This window comes from Streptomyces sp. NPDC029122 (assembly GCF_055569445.1).
In genome coordinates, this window is record NZ_JBVHWK010000007.1 from 1 (window position 1) to 13,777 (window position 13,777).

17 protein-coding genes are annotated in these 13,777 nt (G+C 73.8%); 12 read left to right on the forward strand and 5 right to left on the reverse strand.

Going from position 1 to position 13,777, the window contains the following annotated elements:
- Positions 1 to 117: 117 nt before the first annotated feature.
- Positions 118 to 282 carry a hypothetical protein gene (locus ACZ4WZ_RS10960; RefSeq protein ID WP_467888065.1) on the reverse strand — a complete coding sequence of 55 codons (165 nt, stop codon included), beginning with the start codon at positions 280 to 282 and terminating at the stop codon, positions 118 to 120.
- Between the two features lie 211 nt (positions 283 to 493).
- On the opposite strand from ACZ4WZ_RS10960, the gene ACZ4WZ_RS10965 reads away from it, so the two are divergent.
- The 4 genes from ACZ4WZ_RS10965 to ACZ4WZ_RS10980 are packed head-to-tail and all read left to right on the forward strand — an operon-like array spanning position 494 to position 4,290.
- Positions 494 to 1,780 (forward strand): NYN domain-containing protein, encoded by a 1,287-nt coding sequence (locus ACZ4WZ_RS10965; RefSeq protein WP_467888068.1) that lies wholly within the window; start codon positions 494 to 496, stop codon positions 1,778 to 1,780.
- A gap of 28 nt (positions 1,781 to 1,808) precedes the next feature.
- A complete protein-coding gene (locus ACZ4WZ_RS10970) occupies positions 1,809 to 2,846 on the forward strand; it encodes an ABC transporter ATP-binding protein (protein ID WP_467888072.1) in 1,038 nt (345 codons plus the stop codon).
- Positions 2,843 to 3,625: an ABC transporter permease gene (locus ACZ4WZ_RS10975; RefSeq protein ID WP_467888075.1), complete on the forward strand. Its 783-nt coding sequence runs from the start codon at positions 2,843 to 2,845 to the stop codon at positions 3,623 to 3,625. The genes ACZ4WZ_RS10970 and ACZ4WZ_RS10975 overlap by 4 nt, the downstream gene beginning before the upstream one ends.
- A gap of 50 nt (positions 3,626 to 3,675) precedes the next feature.
- Entirely contained in the window at positions 3,676 to 4,290 is a 615-nt protein-coding gene (locus ACZ4WZ_RS10980) for a hypothetical protein (protein WP_467888078.1), read from the forward strand.
- Positions 4,291 to 4,352: 62 nt separating this feature from the next.
- On the opposite strand, the gene ybaK is transcribed toward ACZ4WZ_RS10980, so the two are convergent.
- The 3 genes from ybaK to ACZ4WZ_RS10995 are packed head-to-tail and all read right to left on the reverse strand — an operon-like array spanning position 4,353 to position 7,234.
- Entirely contained in the window at positions 4,353 to 4,865 is a 513-nt protein-coding gene (gene ybaK, locus ACZ4WZ_RS10985; RefSeq protein WP_467888081.1) for a Cys-tRNA(Pro) deacylase, read from the reverse strand.
- A gap of 4 nt (positions 4,866 to 4,869) precedes the next feature.
- Positions 4,870 to 5,610: an LON peptidase substrate-binding domain-containing protein gene (locus ACZ4WZ_RS10990; protein WP_467888084.1), complete on the reverse strand. Its 741-nt coding sequence runs from the start codon at positions 5,608 to 5,610 to the stop codon at positions 4,870 to 4,872.
- 34 nt (positions 5,611 to 5,644) lie between these two features.
- Complete coding sequence (locus tag ACZ4WZ_RS10995) at positions 5,645 to 7,234, reverse strand: oxidoreductase (protein ID WP_467888087.1); 1,590 nt, start codon at positions 7,232 to 7,234, stop codon at positions 5,645 to 5,647.
- 122 nt (positions 7,235 to 7,356) lie between these two features.
- Here ACZ4WZ_RS10995 and hisD point away from each other — a divergent pair, with 122 nt between their 5' ends.
- From hisD to hisF, 8 genes are read left to right on the forward strand one after another with little or no spacing between them, the layout of a single operon-like run.
- Positions 7,357 to 8,679 carry a histidinol dehydrogenase gene (gene hisD, locus ACZ4WZ_RS11000; protein ID WP_467888089.1) on the forward strand — a complete coding sequence of 441 codons (1,323 nt, stop codon included), beginning with the start codon at positions 7,357 to 7,359 and terminating at the stop codon, positions 8,677 to 8,679.
- Positions 8,676 to 9,785 (forward strand): histidinol-phosphate transaminase, encoded by a 1,110-nt coding sequence (locus ACZ4WZ_RS11005; RefSeq protein WP_467888092.1) that lies wholly within the window; start codon positions 8,676 to 8,678, stop codon positions 9,783 to 9,785. The genes hisD and ACZ4WZ_RS11005 overlap by 4 nt, the downstream gene beginning before the upstream one ends.
- Positions 9,782 to 10,375, forward strand: a complete 594-nt coding sequence (gene hisB, locus ACZ4WZ_RS11010; protein ID WP_266577736.1) for an imidazoleglycerol-phosphate dehydratase HisB — start codon at positions 9,782 to 9,784, stop codon at positions 10,373 to 10,375. The genes ACZ4WZ_RS11005 and hisB overlap by 4 nt, the downstream gene beginning before the upstream one ends.
- Before the next feature lie 2 nt (positions 10,376 to 10,377).
- Positions 10,378 to 10,545, forward strand: a complete 168-nt coding sequence (locus tag ACZ4WZ_RS11015) for a hypothetical protein (protein ID WP_467888094.1) — start codon at positions 10,378 to 10,380, stop codon at positions 10,543 to 10,545.
- Complete coding sequence (gene hisH / locus ACZ4WZ_RS11020; protein WP_467888098.1) at positions 10,542 to 11,183, forward strand: imidazole glycerol phosphate synthase subunit HisH; 642 nt, start codon at positions 10,542 to 10,544, stop codon at positions 11,181 to 11,183. Before ACZ4WZ_RS11015 ends, hisH begins: the two co-directional genes overlap by 4 nt.
- On the forward strand, positions 11,183 to 11,911 hold the full coding sequence (gene priA / locus ACZ4WZ_RS11025; RefSeq protein WP_388935362.1) for a bifunctional 1-(5-phosphoribosyl)-5-((5-phosphoribosylamino)methylideneamino)imidazole-4-carboxamide isomerase/phosphoribosylanthranilate isomerase PriA: 729 nt from the start codon (positions 11,183 to 11,185) through the stop codon (positions 11,909 to 11,911). The genes hisH and priA overlap by 1 nt, the downstream gene beginning before the upstream one ends.
- The gene (locus ACZ4WZ_RS11030; RefSeq protein ID WP_388935359.1) at positions 11,908 to 12,294 is read left to right on the forward strand and encodes a RidA family protein; all 387 of its coding nucleotides are present in this window, start codon (positions 11,908 to 11,910) and stop codon (positions 12,292 to 12,294) included. The genes priA and ACZ4WZ_RS11030 overlap by 4 nt, the downstream gene beginning before the upstream one ends.
- Positions 12,291 to 13,046: an imidazole glycerol phosphate synthase subunit HisF gene (gene hisF, locus ACZ4WZ_RS11035; RefSeq protein WP_467888102.1), complete on the forward strand. Its 756-nt coding sequence runs from the start codon at positions 12,291 to 12,293 to the stop codon at positions 13,044 to 13,046. The genes ACZ4WZ_RS11030 and hisF overlap by 4 nt, the downstream gene beginning before the upstream one ends.
- Positions 13,047 to 13,100: 54 nt before the next feature.
- On the opposite strand, the gene ACZ4WZ_RS11040 is transcribed toward hisF, so the two are convergent.
- Entirely contained in the window at positions 13,101 to 13,733 is a 633-nt protein-coding gene (locus ACZ4WZ_RS11040; protein ID WP_388935354.1) for a TIGR03085 family metal-binding protein, read from the reverse strand.
- Positions 13,734 to 13,777 lie beyond the last annotated feature (44 nt).

A 13,777-nucleotide genomic window follows, 5' to 3' on the forward strand; every position in this document is an offset into this window, starting at 1 on the left:
GTCTCCCTCTCCACTGCGATAGGGGAGACAGGGGACATAGACAACAACACCCCCCCCCCCCCCCCCCCCCCCCCCCCCCCCCCCCCCCCCCCCCCCCCCCCCCCCCCCCCCGCGGCGTCAGTTGTGGCCGAAGCGCTTCTGCTTGCTCTTGTGGGCCATGTCCAGCGGGCTCGGCGACTGGGAGGAGCGCTCCTGCGGCGCGGCCTCGGCCGAACTCCGCTCCTGGGCGGACGAACGCTGCTGCTGCTTCGCGGGCTGCTTCTGATTCTTGTTCTTGGCCATGGAACGCCTCCGTGGGGGTGTAGGGACCGGGGCCGCCTTCACATTCACACAACCCTACAAACCGCGCATTTTGGATCATTGTCGAGCGTAGCGACGGCCCCTGCCGCCGCCGCCCGGGAGATACGCCACGCCGATGATCGAGTTCCGGCCGTCAACACCCTTGCGGTCGGGCAGACTCGGGGAAAACCTGTGAGGACCCCCACGGAAGAGGGTGGAACGCGTGGACCGCTGCGTCGTCCTGGTGGACGCCGGATACCTGCTGGGCGCCGCCGCGAGCCTCCTCGCCGGGGAACCCTCCCGCTCCCGCATCACCGTCGACCACTCCGCCCTCATCCAGGGCCTGCGCGAGCGCGCCGAGGCCGACACCCAACAGCCCCTCCTGCGGATCTACTGGTTCGACGGAGCCCCCGACCGGGTGCCCCAGCCCGAGCACCGCCGGCTGCGCGTCATGCCCCGCGTCACCGTCCGGCTCGGCGCCCTGACCCGCAGCGACGGCCGCTGGGCGCAGAAGGGCGTCGACGCCGCCATGCACGCCGAACTCACCGAGCTCGCCCGCAACCGGGCCTGCTCCGACGTGGTCCTCGTCACCGGTGACGGCGATCTGCTGCCCGGCCTGATGTCCGCCAAGGAACACGGAGTCGCCGTCCACCTGTGGGCCGTCCAGGCCGCCGACGGGGACTACAACCAGTCCGAGGACCTCGTCGCCGAAGCCGACGAACGCCGCGTCCTCGACCGCGCCTGGATCACCCGCGCCGTCCGCGCCCGCGACCTCGCCGGACTCTGCGCCCCGCCGCCCGCCCCCCGCCCCGAGATCGCCGCGATCCTCTCCGCGCCCCTGCCCGAGGCGGCCCTCGCCGAAGCCGCCCGCAACGGCACCCCCGCCACCCCCGAGGCCCGCCCGAACGGAGCACCCGTACCGGCGCCCGCCACCGAAGGGGCCAAGCCCGTCCCCACCCCGAAGGACCTCGCCGCACTCCGCGCGCCCTCCCCGGTCCACGCCGCCGCCCCGGCCGGACACGGAGCGCCCAGCCCCGCCGGCAGCGCCCTGCGCTGGTCCTCCGACAAGGGCTGGATCGACCGCGCCGGACCGCTCGGCGAACCCGCCGAGACCGCCTCGCTGCCCACCCTCGCCCAGCTCACCAGCGCCGAACAGCGCTGGGCCGACCGCGAGGAGGACATCACCACCGTCGGCGGCGACCCCTTCGAGGTCGGCCAGGTCTTCGCCCGGCGCTGGATGGAACGCCTCCCCGAGACCGCCCACCTGCAGAAACTGGCCACCATGTACCCCCGGGTCCCGCACCGGATCGACGGGGAGCTGCTGCGCTACGCCGCCCGCTTCGGGCTCCTCGCCCACAAGGACGACCAGATCGACGAGCACGACCGCTACGCCATCCGCGCCGGGTTCTGGAGGGAGATCGACGTCCGCGCCGCGGCCGAGCACGTCGGCGGCCCCACGGCCGCCGTACCCGGGTCGCCGACGACCCCGGCGGCCGAGTAGCGCCGGAAGCCGCGTAGGCTGCTCCCTCGTGAGTACGGGCACAGCACAGGCAGGACCCACCACGGCAGCGGCCGCGGAGGCCGCTTCGGACGTGGTCTGCGCGGTGCGTGACCTGGTCAAGACCTACCCCGCCGTACGCGGCCGGCGCGGCGCCCCCGCCCTGCCCCGGACCCGGGCCAACGACGGGATCTCCCTGGAGGTCCGGCGCGGAGAGGTCTTCGGCCTGCTCGGCCCCAACGGCGCCGGCAAGTCCACCCTGGTCCGCCAGCTCACCGGGCTGCTGCGGCCCGACTCCGGATCCGTGCACCTGCTCGGCCACGACCTCGTACGCCACCCCGAGCGGGCCTCGCGGCTGCTGGCCTACCTCGGACAGGAGTCCACCGCCCTCGACGAGCTCACCGTCGCGCTGGCCGCCGAGACCACCGGCCGGCTGCGCGGGCTCGCGGTGCGCGAGGCGCGGGCCGCTCGGGACGGCGTACTGGAGGAACTCGGGCTGACCGAGATCGCCGCGCGCCCCCTGAAGAAGCTCTCCGGCGGACAGCGCCGGCTCGCCTGCTTCGCCGCCGCACTGGTGGGGGAGCGGCCGGTCCTGGTCCTGGACGAGCCCACCACCGGCATGGACCCCGTGGCCCGGCGGGCCGTCTGGGAGGCCGTGGACCGGCGGCGCCGGAGCCAGGGAGCCACGGTCCTGCTCGTCACCCACAACGTCATCGAGGCCGAGACCGTCCTCGACCGGGTCGCCGTCGTCGACCAGGGCCGGGTCATCGCCTGCGACACCCCGGCCGGCCTCAAGGCCAAGGTCTCCGACGAGGTCCGCCTGGAGCTGGTCTGGCGCACCGCCCCGCCGCTGGACGTGCCCGAGGTCGCGTCGCTCGCCCCGCTGGCCGCCGAGTCCGGCCGCCGCTGGGTGCTGCGGCTGGGACAGGCCGAGGCCCGCGCGGCCGTCGCCGCCGTGACCGGCGGCCCGGCCTTCGCCGCCCTCGACGATTTCACGCTGGCCACGCCGAGCCTGGAGGACGTGTACCTCGCGCTGGGCGGCCGTACGAAGGGTCTGGTCAAGTCGTGACCACCGCTGCCGCCGCCCCCGCTCCCGCGGACCTCGCGCCCCGCGCTCGGCTGTTCCCGGCGCTCGCCGCCGTGTACCGGGCCCAGCTGTCCCGGGCCCGGGTCGCCCGGATACCGCTGCTGTTCGTCGCCACCTTCCAGTCCGTCGGGATCATGGTCCTGATGCGGGGCGTGGTGGACGGCGGTTCGGAGGCGCGGGCCGTCGTCGCGGGCTCCTCCGTCCTGGTGGTCGCCTTCGTCGCGCTGAACCTGCTCGCGCAGTACTTCGGGCAGCTGCGGGCCGGCGGTGGCCTCGACCACTACGCCACCCTGCCGGTGCCGCCCGCCTCGGTGGTGCTGGGCGCCGCGGCCGCGTACGCCTCCTTCACGCTGCCGGGGACGCTGGTGACGGCCGTCTTCGGCTGCGTGCTGTTCGGCCTGCCGATGGGCGGGCTGTGGATCCTGGCCGCCGTGGTGCCCCTGGCCGGGGCCGCGCTCGCCGGGCTGGGCGCCGCGCTGGGACTGCTCGCGCCGCGCCAGGAACTGGCCACGCTGGCCGGGCAGCTGGGCATGTCGGCGGCGCTGCTGCTGGGCGTGCTGCCCGCCGAACGGATGCCGGACGTCATCGTGTGGGCGCGGGACCTGCTGCCGTCCACGTACGGGGTGGAGGCCTTCGCGGAGACCTTCGCCCCGCAACCCGACTGGGCGGCGGTCGTCCTCGACCTCGGGGTGTGCGCGGCCGTCGGCGTACTGTCCCTGGCCCTCGCGACCTGGGCGTACCGGAGGGCGGCGGTCCGCTGACGGCGCCGCCCGGACGCCCCTTCCGTTCCGAGACCTGGCACGATGTGGGAGTGACCGAAGCCGTGACCCCGCAGCAGCAGCCGACCGTGTCCCCGCTCCCCGAGCCGGAGGCCGCCGTCACCCCGGCGGACATCCGCGACGGGGCCGCCGTCACCCTCGTGGTGGGCGTGTCCGGGGTACTGCTCGGACTGCTGTGGACATGGCTCGCGCCGCGCGTGCAGTACGTCTCCAACGGCGAGGCCGTCTTCCTGCGCAACACCGAGAGCGAGGCGCGGATCGGCGCCGACGGCACCTTCTTCCTGCTGGCCCTGGGGCTCGGCGTGCTCAGCGCGGTGGGCGTCTTCCTGTGGCGCCGGCGCGGGGGCGTCCCGCTGGTGATCGGGCTGGCCCTCGGGGCCTGCTTCGCCTCGCTGGCGGGATGGCGGTTCGGGCTGTGGCTCGACCCCGCCGTGAACGTCCCGGCCGCCGCCGCCAAGGCCGGCAAGGGGGTGCCGTTCGACGCGCCGCTCCAGCTGCTGGCGCACGGGGTGCTGCTGGTGTGGCCGATGGCGGGCGTGGCGGTGCACCTGGGCCTGACGGCCCTGTGGGGGCCGCGCGACCCCGAGCCGAAGGACGACTGGCACCCGGGGGACGCGTACCCCCCGCCGCACGTGCACTCCTCCTGACCGGCGCCGCCGCACCCGGGCCGCTGCACCGGCGCCGCTTCGGCGGCGCTACTTCGACGGCGCTACTTCGACGGCACGCCCTGGGGGCGGGCGATGGGGGCCAGCGTGGCGCCCGTGAGGGTGGTCAGCGCCTCGGGGGCGAGCTCCACCTCCAGGCCCCGGCGGCCCGCCGAGACGCAGATCGTGGCATGGCCCGAGGCGGACGCGTCCAGCACCGTACGCAGCCGCTTGCGCTGCCCCAGCGGGGAGATGCCGCCGAGGACGTACCCCGTGGTGCGCTCCGCCAGCGACGGATCGGCCATCGCCGCCCGCTTCCCGCCCACCGCGGCCGCCAGGGCCTTGAGGTCCAGCGAGCCGGAAACCGGGACCACCGCCACCGTCAGGGCCCCGTCCACGTCGGCGACGAGGGTCTTGAACACCTGGTCCGGGGAGACGCCCAGGGCCTGCGCCGCCTCCTCGCCGTACGAGGGGTGCGCCGGGTCGTGCTCGTAGGCGTGGGTGGTGAAGTCGACGCCCGACGCGGTGAGGGCGGTGATGGCCGGCGTGCCGGCCGGCTGCTGCTTCTTCTTCGCCATGGGCTCAGTTCGGGCTCGTCGGGGTGCGGGTGAGGTCCACCGCCGGCAGGGACGGCAGGTGCCGGATCACGGCCGTCTCGGCACGGAGCAGCTTCAGCTCCTCCGCGAGACGGGTCGCGGTGTCCGGGGCCTGGAGCAGGCGCTGCTTCGACGGCGTGTCCAGCACGGCGGCGGCCGCCACCAGGTACGACACCACCGACGGCTCGTCCGGCAGGTCCGCCGCGGAGGCCAGCGACCGCTCGCGGGCCCCGGCCAGCCGCTTCTGGTAGCTGCGGAAGGCCCGCAGCACCCCCTCCGACAGGGCGCCCGCACCCTCGCCCGCGTCCTCCGCGAGCTCCTCCAGCTCCGCGACCAGGAACGGCCCCGACGCGTCGACCGAGAGCAGCCGCACCCGGGTCGTGCCGGTGGCCAGCACCTCGAAGCTGCCGTCCTCCCGCTCCCGGATCGTCGCCGCGTCCGCGATGCAGCCCACCCGGTGGAACGCCTGGATCGGGTCCGGACCGAAGCCCGCCGCCGGGCCCTTCTCGGGCAGGGCCGTCTGGTCCGGCAGTCCGGGCGCGGTCGGGGCGACCTCCCGGCCGTCGCGGATCGCGACGACCGCGAACCGGCGCGGCTCGTCCTCCCCGGTCTTCAGCAGCTCGCGCATCATGGCGCGATACCGCTCCTCGAAGACGTTCAGCGGCAGCACGAGGCCCGGGAACAGCACCGAGTTCAGCGGGAAGAGGGGCAGGCGAACGGTGGTCACCTGGCACAGGGTAGTGGCCGGACGGCCCGGGCCGTCACCCCCGCCTCAGCAGCCGCGACGCGCCCGCCGCCACCGTCGTGGCCAGGATCCAGCCCAGCAGCACCAGCACCGCCGACCCCCACTGCCAGCCGCCCTCCAGCTTCCACTGGCCCTGCTGGCCCAGGTCGATCACCGGGAGCAGGAGGTCGAGCGCGTACAGGGCGGCGTCCCACTGCGGATGCTCGTCCGCCTTGATCGGCGACGGCTCGTGCCGCAGGTACAGCAGGGTGCCCGCCGCCCACAGCACCGCCATCCACAGCGCCGCCCGCCCCGGCCGGTACCCGTAGACCACCGTCCAGTCCTGGAGGTACCCCCACGCCCTGGCCGCCGGCGGCAGCGTGGCCCGGCGGCGGCGCTGCTTGGCCACCAGCACCTCGCGGGCGCCGGCGTCCTCCCCTCCGGCGCGCAGCACGGCGGCGAGCAGCTCGTACGGCCCCGGCGAGTACTCGGGCGTGGCCGCCTCCAGCCACTCCAGGCGGCGGGAGAGCGGGAAGTGGCCCCGGGGCGCGAGGTCCTCGTAGACGAATCCCTCCATGGACACCCGCCCGCGCCCGGGCCAGCTCGTCGACCGGTCGACGAGCTTGACCACCTTCGCGCCGGACACCACCACCCGGCCCGCCCCCGGGGCCTCGCCGACGAACCGCAGCTCGGGCGTCTGCACCCGCCGCAGCGACATCTCCTGGTCGGGCAGCAGCTCGAACCGGGCCCCGTGGAAATCGACCGAGTCGCCGAACCGGCCGTCGTCCAGCCGCAGCCCGCCCCGGCACTCGAAGTGCTGCACCGGCCCGCCGGTCGTGGGGGTCGTGCTCCAGTCGTACGGGCGGTCCGGGTCGCCCGTGGGGGAGGCCAGGCCGATGGAGGACAGGTACAGGGTCCGCTCGACGGTCAGGGTCGGGGCGTTCAGCGCGCGCCGGCCGTGCCGGTTGCTCAGCCGCGCCCCGCGCAGGCTCATCGACGCTCCCACCTTCGCCCCGCGCAGGCTCACCTCCCCGTGCGTCTCCAGCATGTCGCCGTGGAAGTCCTGCGCGACCGCCATCCCGTCGGCGGCGACGGCCCGGCCCCGGCCGTCCCGCCGGACCACCGCCCGGCCGAGCAGCAGGTCGGTGCCGATCTGCGCGTCGGTCAGCCGGATCCCGCGCGCCACCCGGCAGCGCGCCAGGTGCAGGTCCCCCTCGGTGTGCAGCCGGGCCCCCTCCAGCCGGGGTATCGCGCAGTTGTCCAGCCGCAGCGTGCCGAAGCGGGTCTCGGACACCTGGACCTCGCCGTCGAAGCGGCACGAGCGGATCTCCACGTACGGGGCCACCGTGCCACCGGACAGATCCAGCCGCCCGGTGATCTGCGCACCGCGCAGCTTCAGGCACCCGACCCGGCCCGGGACCGGTGCCGGCCCGGCGAGCAGCAGGTGCGCCACCACCTCCGCACGGACCCGGCGCCCGGGGCCCCAGGCCGGGCCGGAGTGCGGATCGTCCAGGCCGGCGGTACCGGCGCCGAGGTCGCAGACGGCGCCCGCCCGGAAGGCCTCCCACATCCGCTGCTCGGCCCCCGTGAGGCCGTCCGGCGGCCCGTCCCCGCGCGCTTCGGTCATGGCAGCCCCCCGCTGTCATTTACGTGTACGAGAACGCTAAGGGGCGGCGGTGACGTCCGGGGCGTGTATCAGCCAGTGATACGGGCGGACGGTCGTGGGAGGCGGTCTGAGAGAATTGGGGCGTGATCTCTCGTATCGACCTGCGCGGTGACGCCCTCCCCGAGGGCGGCGCCCTGCGCGACCTGCTGCCCCGTGCCGAGTTCGACGTGGAAGCCGCCCTGGAGAAGGTGCGGCCCATCTGCGAGGACGTCCATCATCGTGGCACGGCGGCGCTGATCGAGTACGCGCGGAAGTTCGACGGCGTCGAGCTCACGCAGGTCCGGGTACCCGCGGAGGCCCTCGCGGCCGCCCTGGAGCAGCTCGACCCGGCCGTCCGCGCCGCCCTCGAGGAGTCCATCCGGCGCGCCCGGATCGTGCACCGCAACCAGCGCCGCACCGAGCACGTCACCCAGGTGGTCCCGGGCGGCACCGTGACCGAGAAGTGGGTTCCGGTCGAGCGCGTCGGGCTCTACGCGCCGGGCGGCCGTTCGGTGTACCCGTCCTCCGTCGTGATGAACGTCGTCCCGGCCCAGGAGGCCGGCGTCGAGTCGATCGCGCTGGCCTCGCCGCCGCAGAAGGAGTTCGGCGGCCTGCCGCACCCGACGATCCTGGCGGCGTGCGCGCTGCTCGGCGTGAACGAGGTGTACGCCGCTGGCGGCGCCGTGGCCGTCGCGATGTTCGCGTACGGCACCGAGGACTGCCTGCCCGTGAACATGGTGACCGGCCCCGGCAACATCTGGGTCGCCGCCGCCAAGCGCTACTTCACCGGGAAGATCGGCATCGACACCGAGGCCGGCCCCACCGAGATCGCGGTCCTCGCGGACTCCACGGCCGACCCGGTGCACGTCGCCGCCGACCTGATCAGCCAGGCCGAGCACGACCCGCTGGCCGCCGCCGTCCTCGTCACGGACTCCGCGGAGCTCGCGGCCGCCGTCGAGAAGGAGCTGGAGCCGCAGGTCGCCGCGACCAAGCACGTCGAGGACCGGATCAAGCCCGCCCTCGCGGGCAAGCAGTCCGCGATCGTGCTGGTCGACACCCTGGAGGACGGCCTCAAGGTCGTCGACGCGTACGGCGCCGAGCACCTGGAGATCCAGACCGCCGACGCCGCCGCCTGGGCCGCCCGGGTGCGCAACGCCGGGGCGATCTTCGTCGGCCCCTGGGCGCCGGTCTCCCTCGGCGACTACTGCGCCGGCTCCAACCACGTCCTGCCCACCGGCGGCTGCGCCTGCCACTCCTCGGGCCTGTCCGTACAGTCCTTCCTGCGCGGCATCCACATCGTCGACTACACGCGCGACGCCCTCGCCGAGGTCACCCACCACGTGGTGACGCTGGCCGAGGCCGAGGACCTGCCCGCGCACGGCGCGGCCCTCAAGGCGCGCTTCGGATGGAAGGTGCCCGGACAGTGACCTTCGGCATCGACGACCTCCCCATCCGGGACGAACTGCGCGGCAAGAGCCCCTACGGCGCCCCGCAGCTCGACGTGCCCGTCCAGCTGAACACCAACGAGAACCCGTACGAGCTGCCCGAGCCGCTCGTACGGCGCATCGCCGAACGCGTCGCCGAGGCGGCCCGCACCCTCAACCGCTACCCCGACCGGGACGCCGTCGAGCTGCGCACCCAGCTGGCCGCCTACCTCACCCGTACGGGCAAGCACCCCGTCGCCAAGGAGAACGTCTGGGCCGCCAACGGCTCCAACGAGGTCCTCCAGCAGCTGCTCCAGGCCTTCGGCGGCCCGGGGCGCACGGCGATCGGCTTCGAGCCCTCGTACTCGATGCACGCGCTCATCGCGCGCGGCACCGGCACGGGCTGGATCTCCGGCCCCCGGCGCGAGGACTTCACCATCGACGTGGAGGCGGCGGAGCGGGCGATCGCCGAGCACGCCCCCGACGTCGTCTTCATCACCTCGCCCAACAATCCCACGGGCACCGCCGTCGAGGCCGAGACCGTCCTCGCCCTGTACGAGGCCGCGCAGGCCGCCAAGCCCTCCCTGGTCGTCGTCGACGAGGCGTACGTGGAGTTCTCCCACCGCGACTCCCTCCTCCCGCTGATCGAGGGCCGCCCCTGCCTGGTGGTGTCCCGGACCATGTCCAAGGCCTTCGGCGCCGCGGGCCTGCGCCTGGGCTACCTCGCCGCGCACCCCGCCGTCGTCGACGCCGTGCAGCTCGTACGCCTGCCGTACCACCTGTCCGCCGTCACCCAGGCGACCGCGCTGGCCGCGCTGGAGCACACCGACACCCTGCTCGGCTACGTCGAGCAGCTCAAGGCCGAACGGGACCGCCTGGTCACCGAGCTGCGGGCCATCGGGTACGAGGTCACCGAGTCCGACGCGAACTTCATCCAGTTCGGGAAGTTCGAGGACTCCCACACCGCCTGGCAGAAGATCCTCGACCAGGGCGTCCTGGTCCGGGACAACGGCGTACCGGGCCGGCTGCGGGTCACCGCCGGCACCCCGGCCGAGAACGACGCGTTCCTGGAAGCGGTTCGCGCACTGAAGAAGGAGCAGCACGCATGAGCCGCATCGGACGGGTCGAACGGACCACGAAGGAGACCTCGGTCCTCGTCGAGATAAACCTCGACGGCACGGGCAAGGTCGACGTCTCGACGGGCGTGGGCTTCTACGACCACATGCTCGACCAGCTCGGCCGCCACGGCCTCTTCGACCTCACGGTGAAGACGGACGGCGACCTGCACATCGACAGCCACCACACCATCGAGGACACCGCCCTCGCGCTGGGCGCCGCCTTCAAGCAGGCCCTCGGCGACAAGGTCGGCATCTACCGCTTCGGCAACTGCACCGTCCCGCTGGACGAATCCCTCGCCCAGGTGACCGTCGACCTCTCCGGCCGCCCCTACCTCGTGCACACCGAGCCCGAGAACATGGCGCCGATGATCGGCTCGTACGACACGACGATGACCCGGCACATCTTCGAGTCCTTCGTCGCGCAGGCCCAGATCGCCCTGCACATCCACGTCCCGTACGGCCGCAACGCCCACCACATCGTGGAGTGCCAGTTCAAGGCGCTCGCCCGGGCCCTGCGCTACGCCGCCGAGTTCGACCCGCGCGCCGCCGGGATCCTGCCCTCCACGAAGGGCGCCCTCTAGCCGTGAACGGCCTGAACACCATCCTCATCGTCCTCGGCCTGTTCCTGGCCGGGGGCGTCTACTCCTTCCAGAAGCAGAAGATGCCCACATCGGTGATCGTTCTGCTCGCCCTCGGCTCCGTGATGTGCCTCGCCGCGGGAGTCCTGCGAATCCAGGGAATTTGGGAATGAGCGCCAAGAAGAACGTCGTGGTCTTCGACTACGGCTTCGGCAACATCCGCTCCGCCGAGCGCGCCCTCGCGCGCGTCGGCGCAGACGTCGAGATCACCCGCGACTACGACAAGGCCATGGACGCCGACGGCCTCCTCGTCCCCGGTGTCGGCGCGTTCTCCGCCTGCATGCGGGGCCTGAAGGACGCCCGCGGCGACTGGATCATCGGCCGCAGGCTCTCCGGCGGCCGCCCCGTCATGGGAATCTGCGTCGGCATGCAGATCCTCTTCGAGCGCGGCATCGAGCACGGCGTGGAGACCGAGGGCCTCGACGAGTGGCCCGGCACCGTCGGCCCGCTGAAGGCCCCCGTGGTCCCGCACATGGGCTGGAACACCGTCGAGGCCCCGGCCGACAGCCGGGCCTTCGCCGGTCTCGACGCCGACGCGCGCTTCTACTTCGTGCACTCCTACGCGGCCCACGACTGGAGCCTGGAAGTCACCAACCCGGTGATCCGCGCCCCCCGGGTCACCTGGGCCACCCACGGCGAGCGCTTCGTCGCGGCGGTGGAGAACGGGGCCCTGTGGGCCACCCAGTTCCACCCCGAGAAGTCCGGCGACGCCGGCGCCCAGCTCCTCACCAACTGGATCGAGACCCTGTGATGCCGAAGACTCTGGAACTCCTTCCCGCGGTCGACGTCCGCGACGGCCAGGCCGTACGCCTCGTGCACGGCGTGTCGGGCAGCGAGACCTCCTACGGCTCCCCGCTGGAGGCGGCCCTCGCCTGGCAGGCCGCCGGTGCCGAGTGGCTGCACCTCGTCGACCTGGACGCCGCCTTCGGCACCGGCGACAACCGGTCCCTGGTCGCCGAGATCACCCGGGCCATGGACATCAAGGTCGAGCTGTCCGGCGGCATCCGCGACGACGCCACGCTCGCCGCCGCCCTCGCCACCGGCTGCACCCGCGTCAACCTCGGCACCGCCGCCCTGGAGACCCCCGAGTGGGCCGCCAAGGCCATCGCCGAGCACGGCGACAGGATCGCCATCGGCCTCGACGTACGCGGCACCACCCTCAAGGGCCGCGGCTGGACCAGCGAGGGCGGCGACCTCTACGAGACCCTCGCCCGCCTGGACTCCGAGGGCTGCGCCCGCTACGTCGTCACCGACATCGGCAAGGACGGCACGCTCACCGGCCCCAACCTGGAGCTGCTGAGGAACGTCTGCGCCGCCACCGACCGGCCCGTCGTCGCCTCCGGCGGCGTCTCGTCCCTGGACGACCTGCGGGCCCTGTCCGGGCTCGTCCCCCTCGGCGTCGAGGGCGCCATCGTCGGCAAGGCCCTGTACGCCAAGGCCTTCACCCTGGAAGAAGCCCTGGAGGCGGTCCGCGCATGAGCTCCCCCGACGTACGCCGCATCTCCTCCGGCGGCCCCTACGAGGACGTCATCGGCTACTCCCGCGCCGTCGCCCTCCCCAACGGCCTGGTCCTGGTCTCCGGCTGCACGGCGGCCGACGCCGGCGGCCCGTACGACCAGACGGTCAAGGCCTTCGAGGTCGCCTTCAAGGCGCTCGCCGCAGCCGGACTCGGCCCCGAGCACGTGGTCCGCACCCGGATGTACCTGACGCACGCCCGGGACGTGGACGAGGTGGGCCGCGCCCACAAGGCGCTGTTCGACACCGTCCGCCCCGCCGCCACGATGCTCATCGTCTCCGGCTTCGTCGACCCCGGCATGGTCGTCGAGGTCGAGGTCGAGGCCTACGGGGAGGTGGCGCCGTGACCCTCGCCGTACGCGTGATCCCCTGCCTGGACGTGGACAACGGCCGGGTCGTCAAGGGTGTGAACTTCCAGAACCTGCGCGACGCCGGCGACCCGGTGGAGATGGCCAAGCTGTACGACGCCGAGGGCGCCGACGAGCTGACCTTCCTCGACATCACCGCCTCCTCCGGCAACCGCGAGACCACCTACGACGTGGTCCGGCGCACCGCCGAGCAGGTCTTCATCCCGCTCACGGTCGGCGGCGGCGTCCGCACCGCCGACGACGTCGACAAGCTGCTGCGGGCCGGCGCCGACAAGGTGGGCGTGAACACGGCCGCCATCGCCCGGCCCGAGCTGATCCAGGAGATCGCCGAGCGCTTCGGCCGCCAGGTCCTCGTCCTGTCGGTCGACGCCCGCCGCACCGGGACCGGATCCTTCGAGGTCACCACCCACGGCGGCCGCCGGGGCACCGGCATGGACGCCGTCGAATGGGCGCACCGGGCGGCCGAACTGGGTGCCGGGGAGATCCTGTTGAACTCCATGGACGCCGACGGCACCAAGGACGGCTACGACACCGAGATGATCGCCGCCGTGCGCGCGCACGTCACGGTCCCGGTGATCGCCTCGGGCGGTGCCGGCAAGCTGGAGCACTTCGCGCCCGCCATCGGCGCGGGCGCCGACGCGGTGCTCGCCGCCTCGGTGTTCCACTTCGGCGACCTGCGCATCTCCGAGGTCAAGTCGGCCCTCCGCGAAGCCGGCCACCCGGTCCGCTGACCCCGGCCGTCCGGCCGGGTCCCCCGCGAGGGAGGCCCGGCCGGGTCCCGGGCCTCAGATCCCCAGCTGGGCCACCGTCAGCCGGGCCACGGCCTCCTTCTCGCCGTCCAGCTCCACGGCGGCGGCGTCCTGCCGGCCGAAGCAGAACAGCGTCAGCTCACCCGGCTCCCCGGTCACCGTCACCACCGGTACGCCCTTGTGGGCCACCGCCGTGCGCCCGTCCGGGCGGCGCAGCACCAGGCCCACCGGCGAGCGGCGGCCCGTGAGACGGGCCAGCTTCTCCAGCCGGGACCACAGCGCGTCCGAGAACACCGGGTCCAGCGTCCGGGGCGACCAGTCCGGCTGGGCGCGCCGCACGTCCTCGGCGTGGACGTAGAACTCCACCGCGTTCGCGGCCTCGTCGATCTGCTTCAGCGCGTACACGGACAGCTTCGGCGGGCCGGTGCGGATCAGCTGGATCAGTTCCTCGTACGGCTTGGCCGCGTACTCGGCCATCGCCCGGTCGAGGCGGTCCTTCAGCACGTTCAGCAGCAGCCCGCCCGCCGCGTCCGGGCGGCGCTCTCGCACCACCACGTGCGCCGCCAGTTCCCGGCAGGTCCAGCCGTCGCACAGCGTCGGCGACTCCGGTCCCGCCGCCTCCAGAAGGTCCGCCAGCAGCAGGCGTTCACGCTTCGCATGGGTAGACATGCGGGCCAGCCTACGACCGGAGGCCACCCCGCCGCCGCTCATCA

Excerpts from the sequence above, each read along its gene's own strand:
- ACZ4WZ_RS10960 (WP_467888065.1), bottom strand. The coding sequence starts at position 282 with ATGGCCAAGAACAAGAATCAGAAGCAGCCCGCGAAGCAGCAGCAGCGT.
- ybaK (WP_467888081.1), bottom strand. The coding sequence starts at position 4,865 with ATGGCGAAGAAGAAGCAGCAGCCGGCCGGCACGCCGGCCATCACCGCC.
- ACZ4WZ_RS10995 (WP_467888087.1), bottom strand. The coding sequence starts at position 7,234 with ATGACCGAAGCGCGCGGGGACGGGCCGCCGGACGGCCTCACGGGGGCC.
- hisB (WP_266577736.1), top strand. The coding sequence starts at position 9,782 with ATGAGCCGCATCGGACGGGTCGAACGGACCACGAAGGAGACCTCGGTC.
- hisH (WP_467888098.1), top strand. The coding sequence starts at position 10,542 with ATGAGCGCCAAGAAGAACGTCGTGGTCTTCGACTACGGCTTCGGCAAC.
- priA (WP_388935362.1), top strand. The coding sequence starts at position 11,183 with ATGCCGAAGACTCTGGAACTCCTTCCCGCGGTCGACGTCCGCGACGGC.
- ACZ4WZ_RS11030 (WP_388935359.1), top strand. The coding sequence starts at position 11,908 with ATGAGCTCCCCCGACGTACGCCGCATCTCCTCCGGCGGCCCCTACGAG.
- ACZ4WZ_RS11040 (WP_388935354.1), bottom strand. The coding sequence starts at position 13,733 with ATGTCTACCCATGCGAAGCGTGAACGCCTGCTGCTGGCGGACCTTCTG.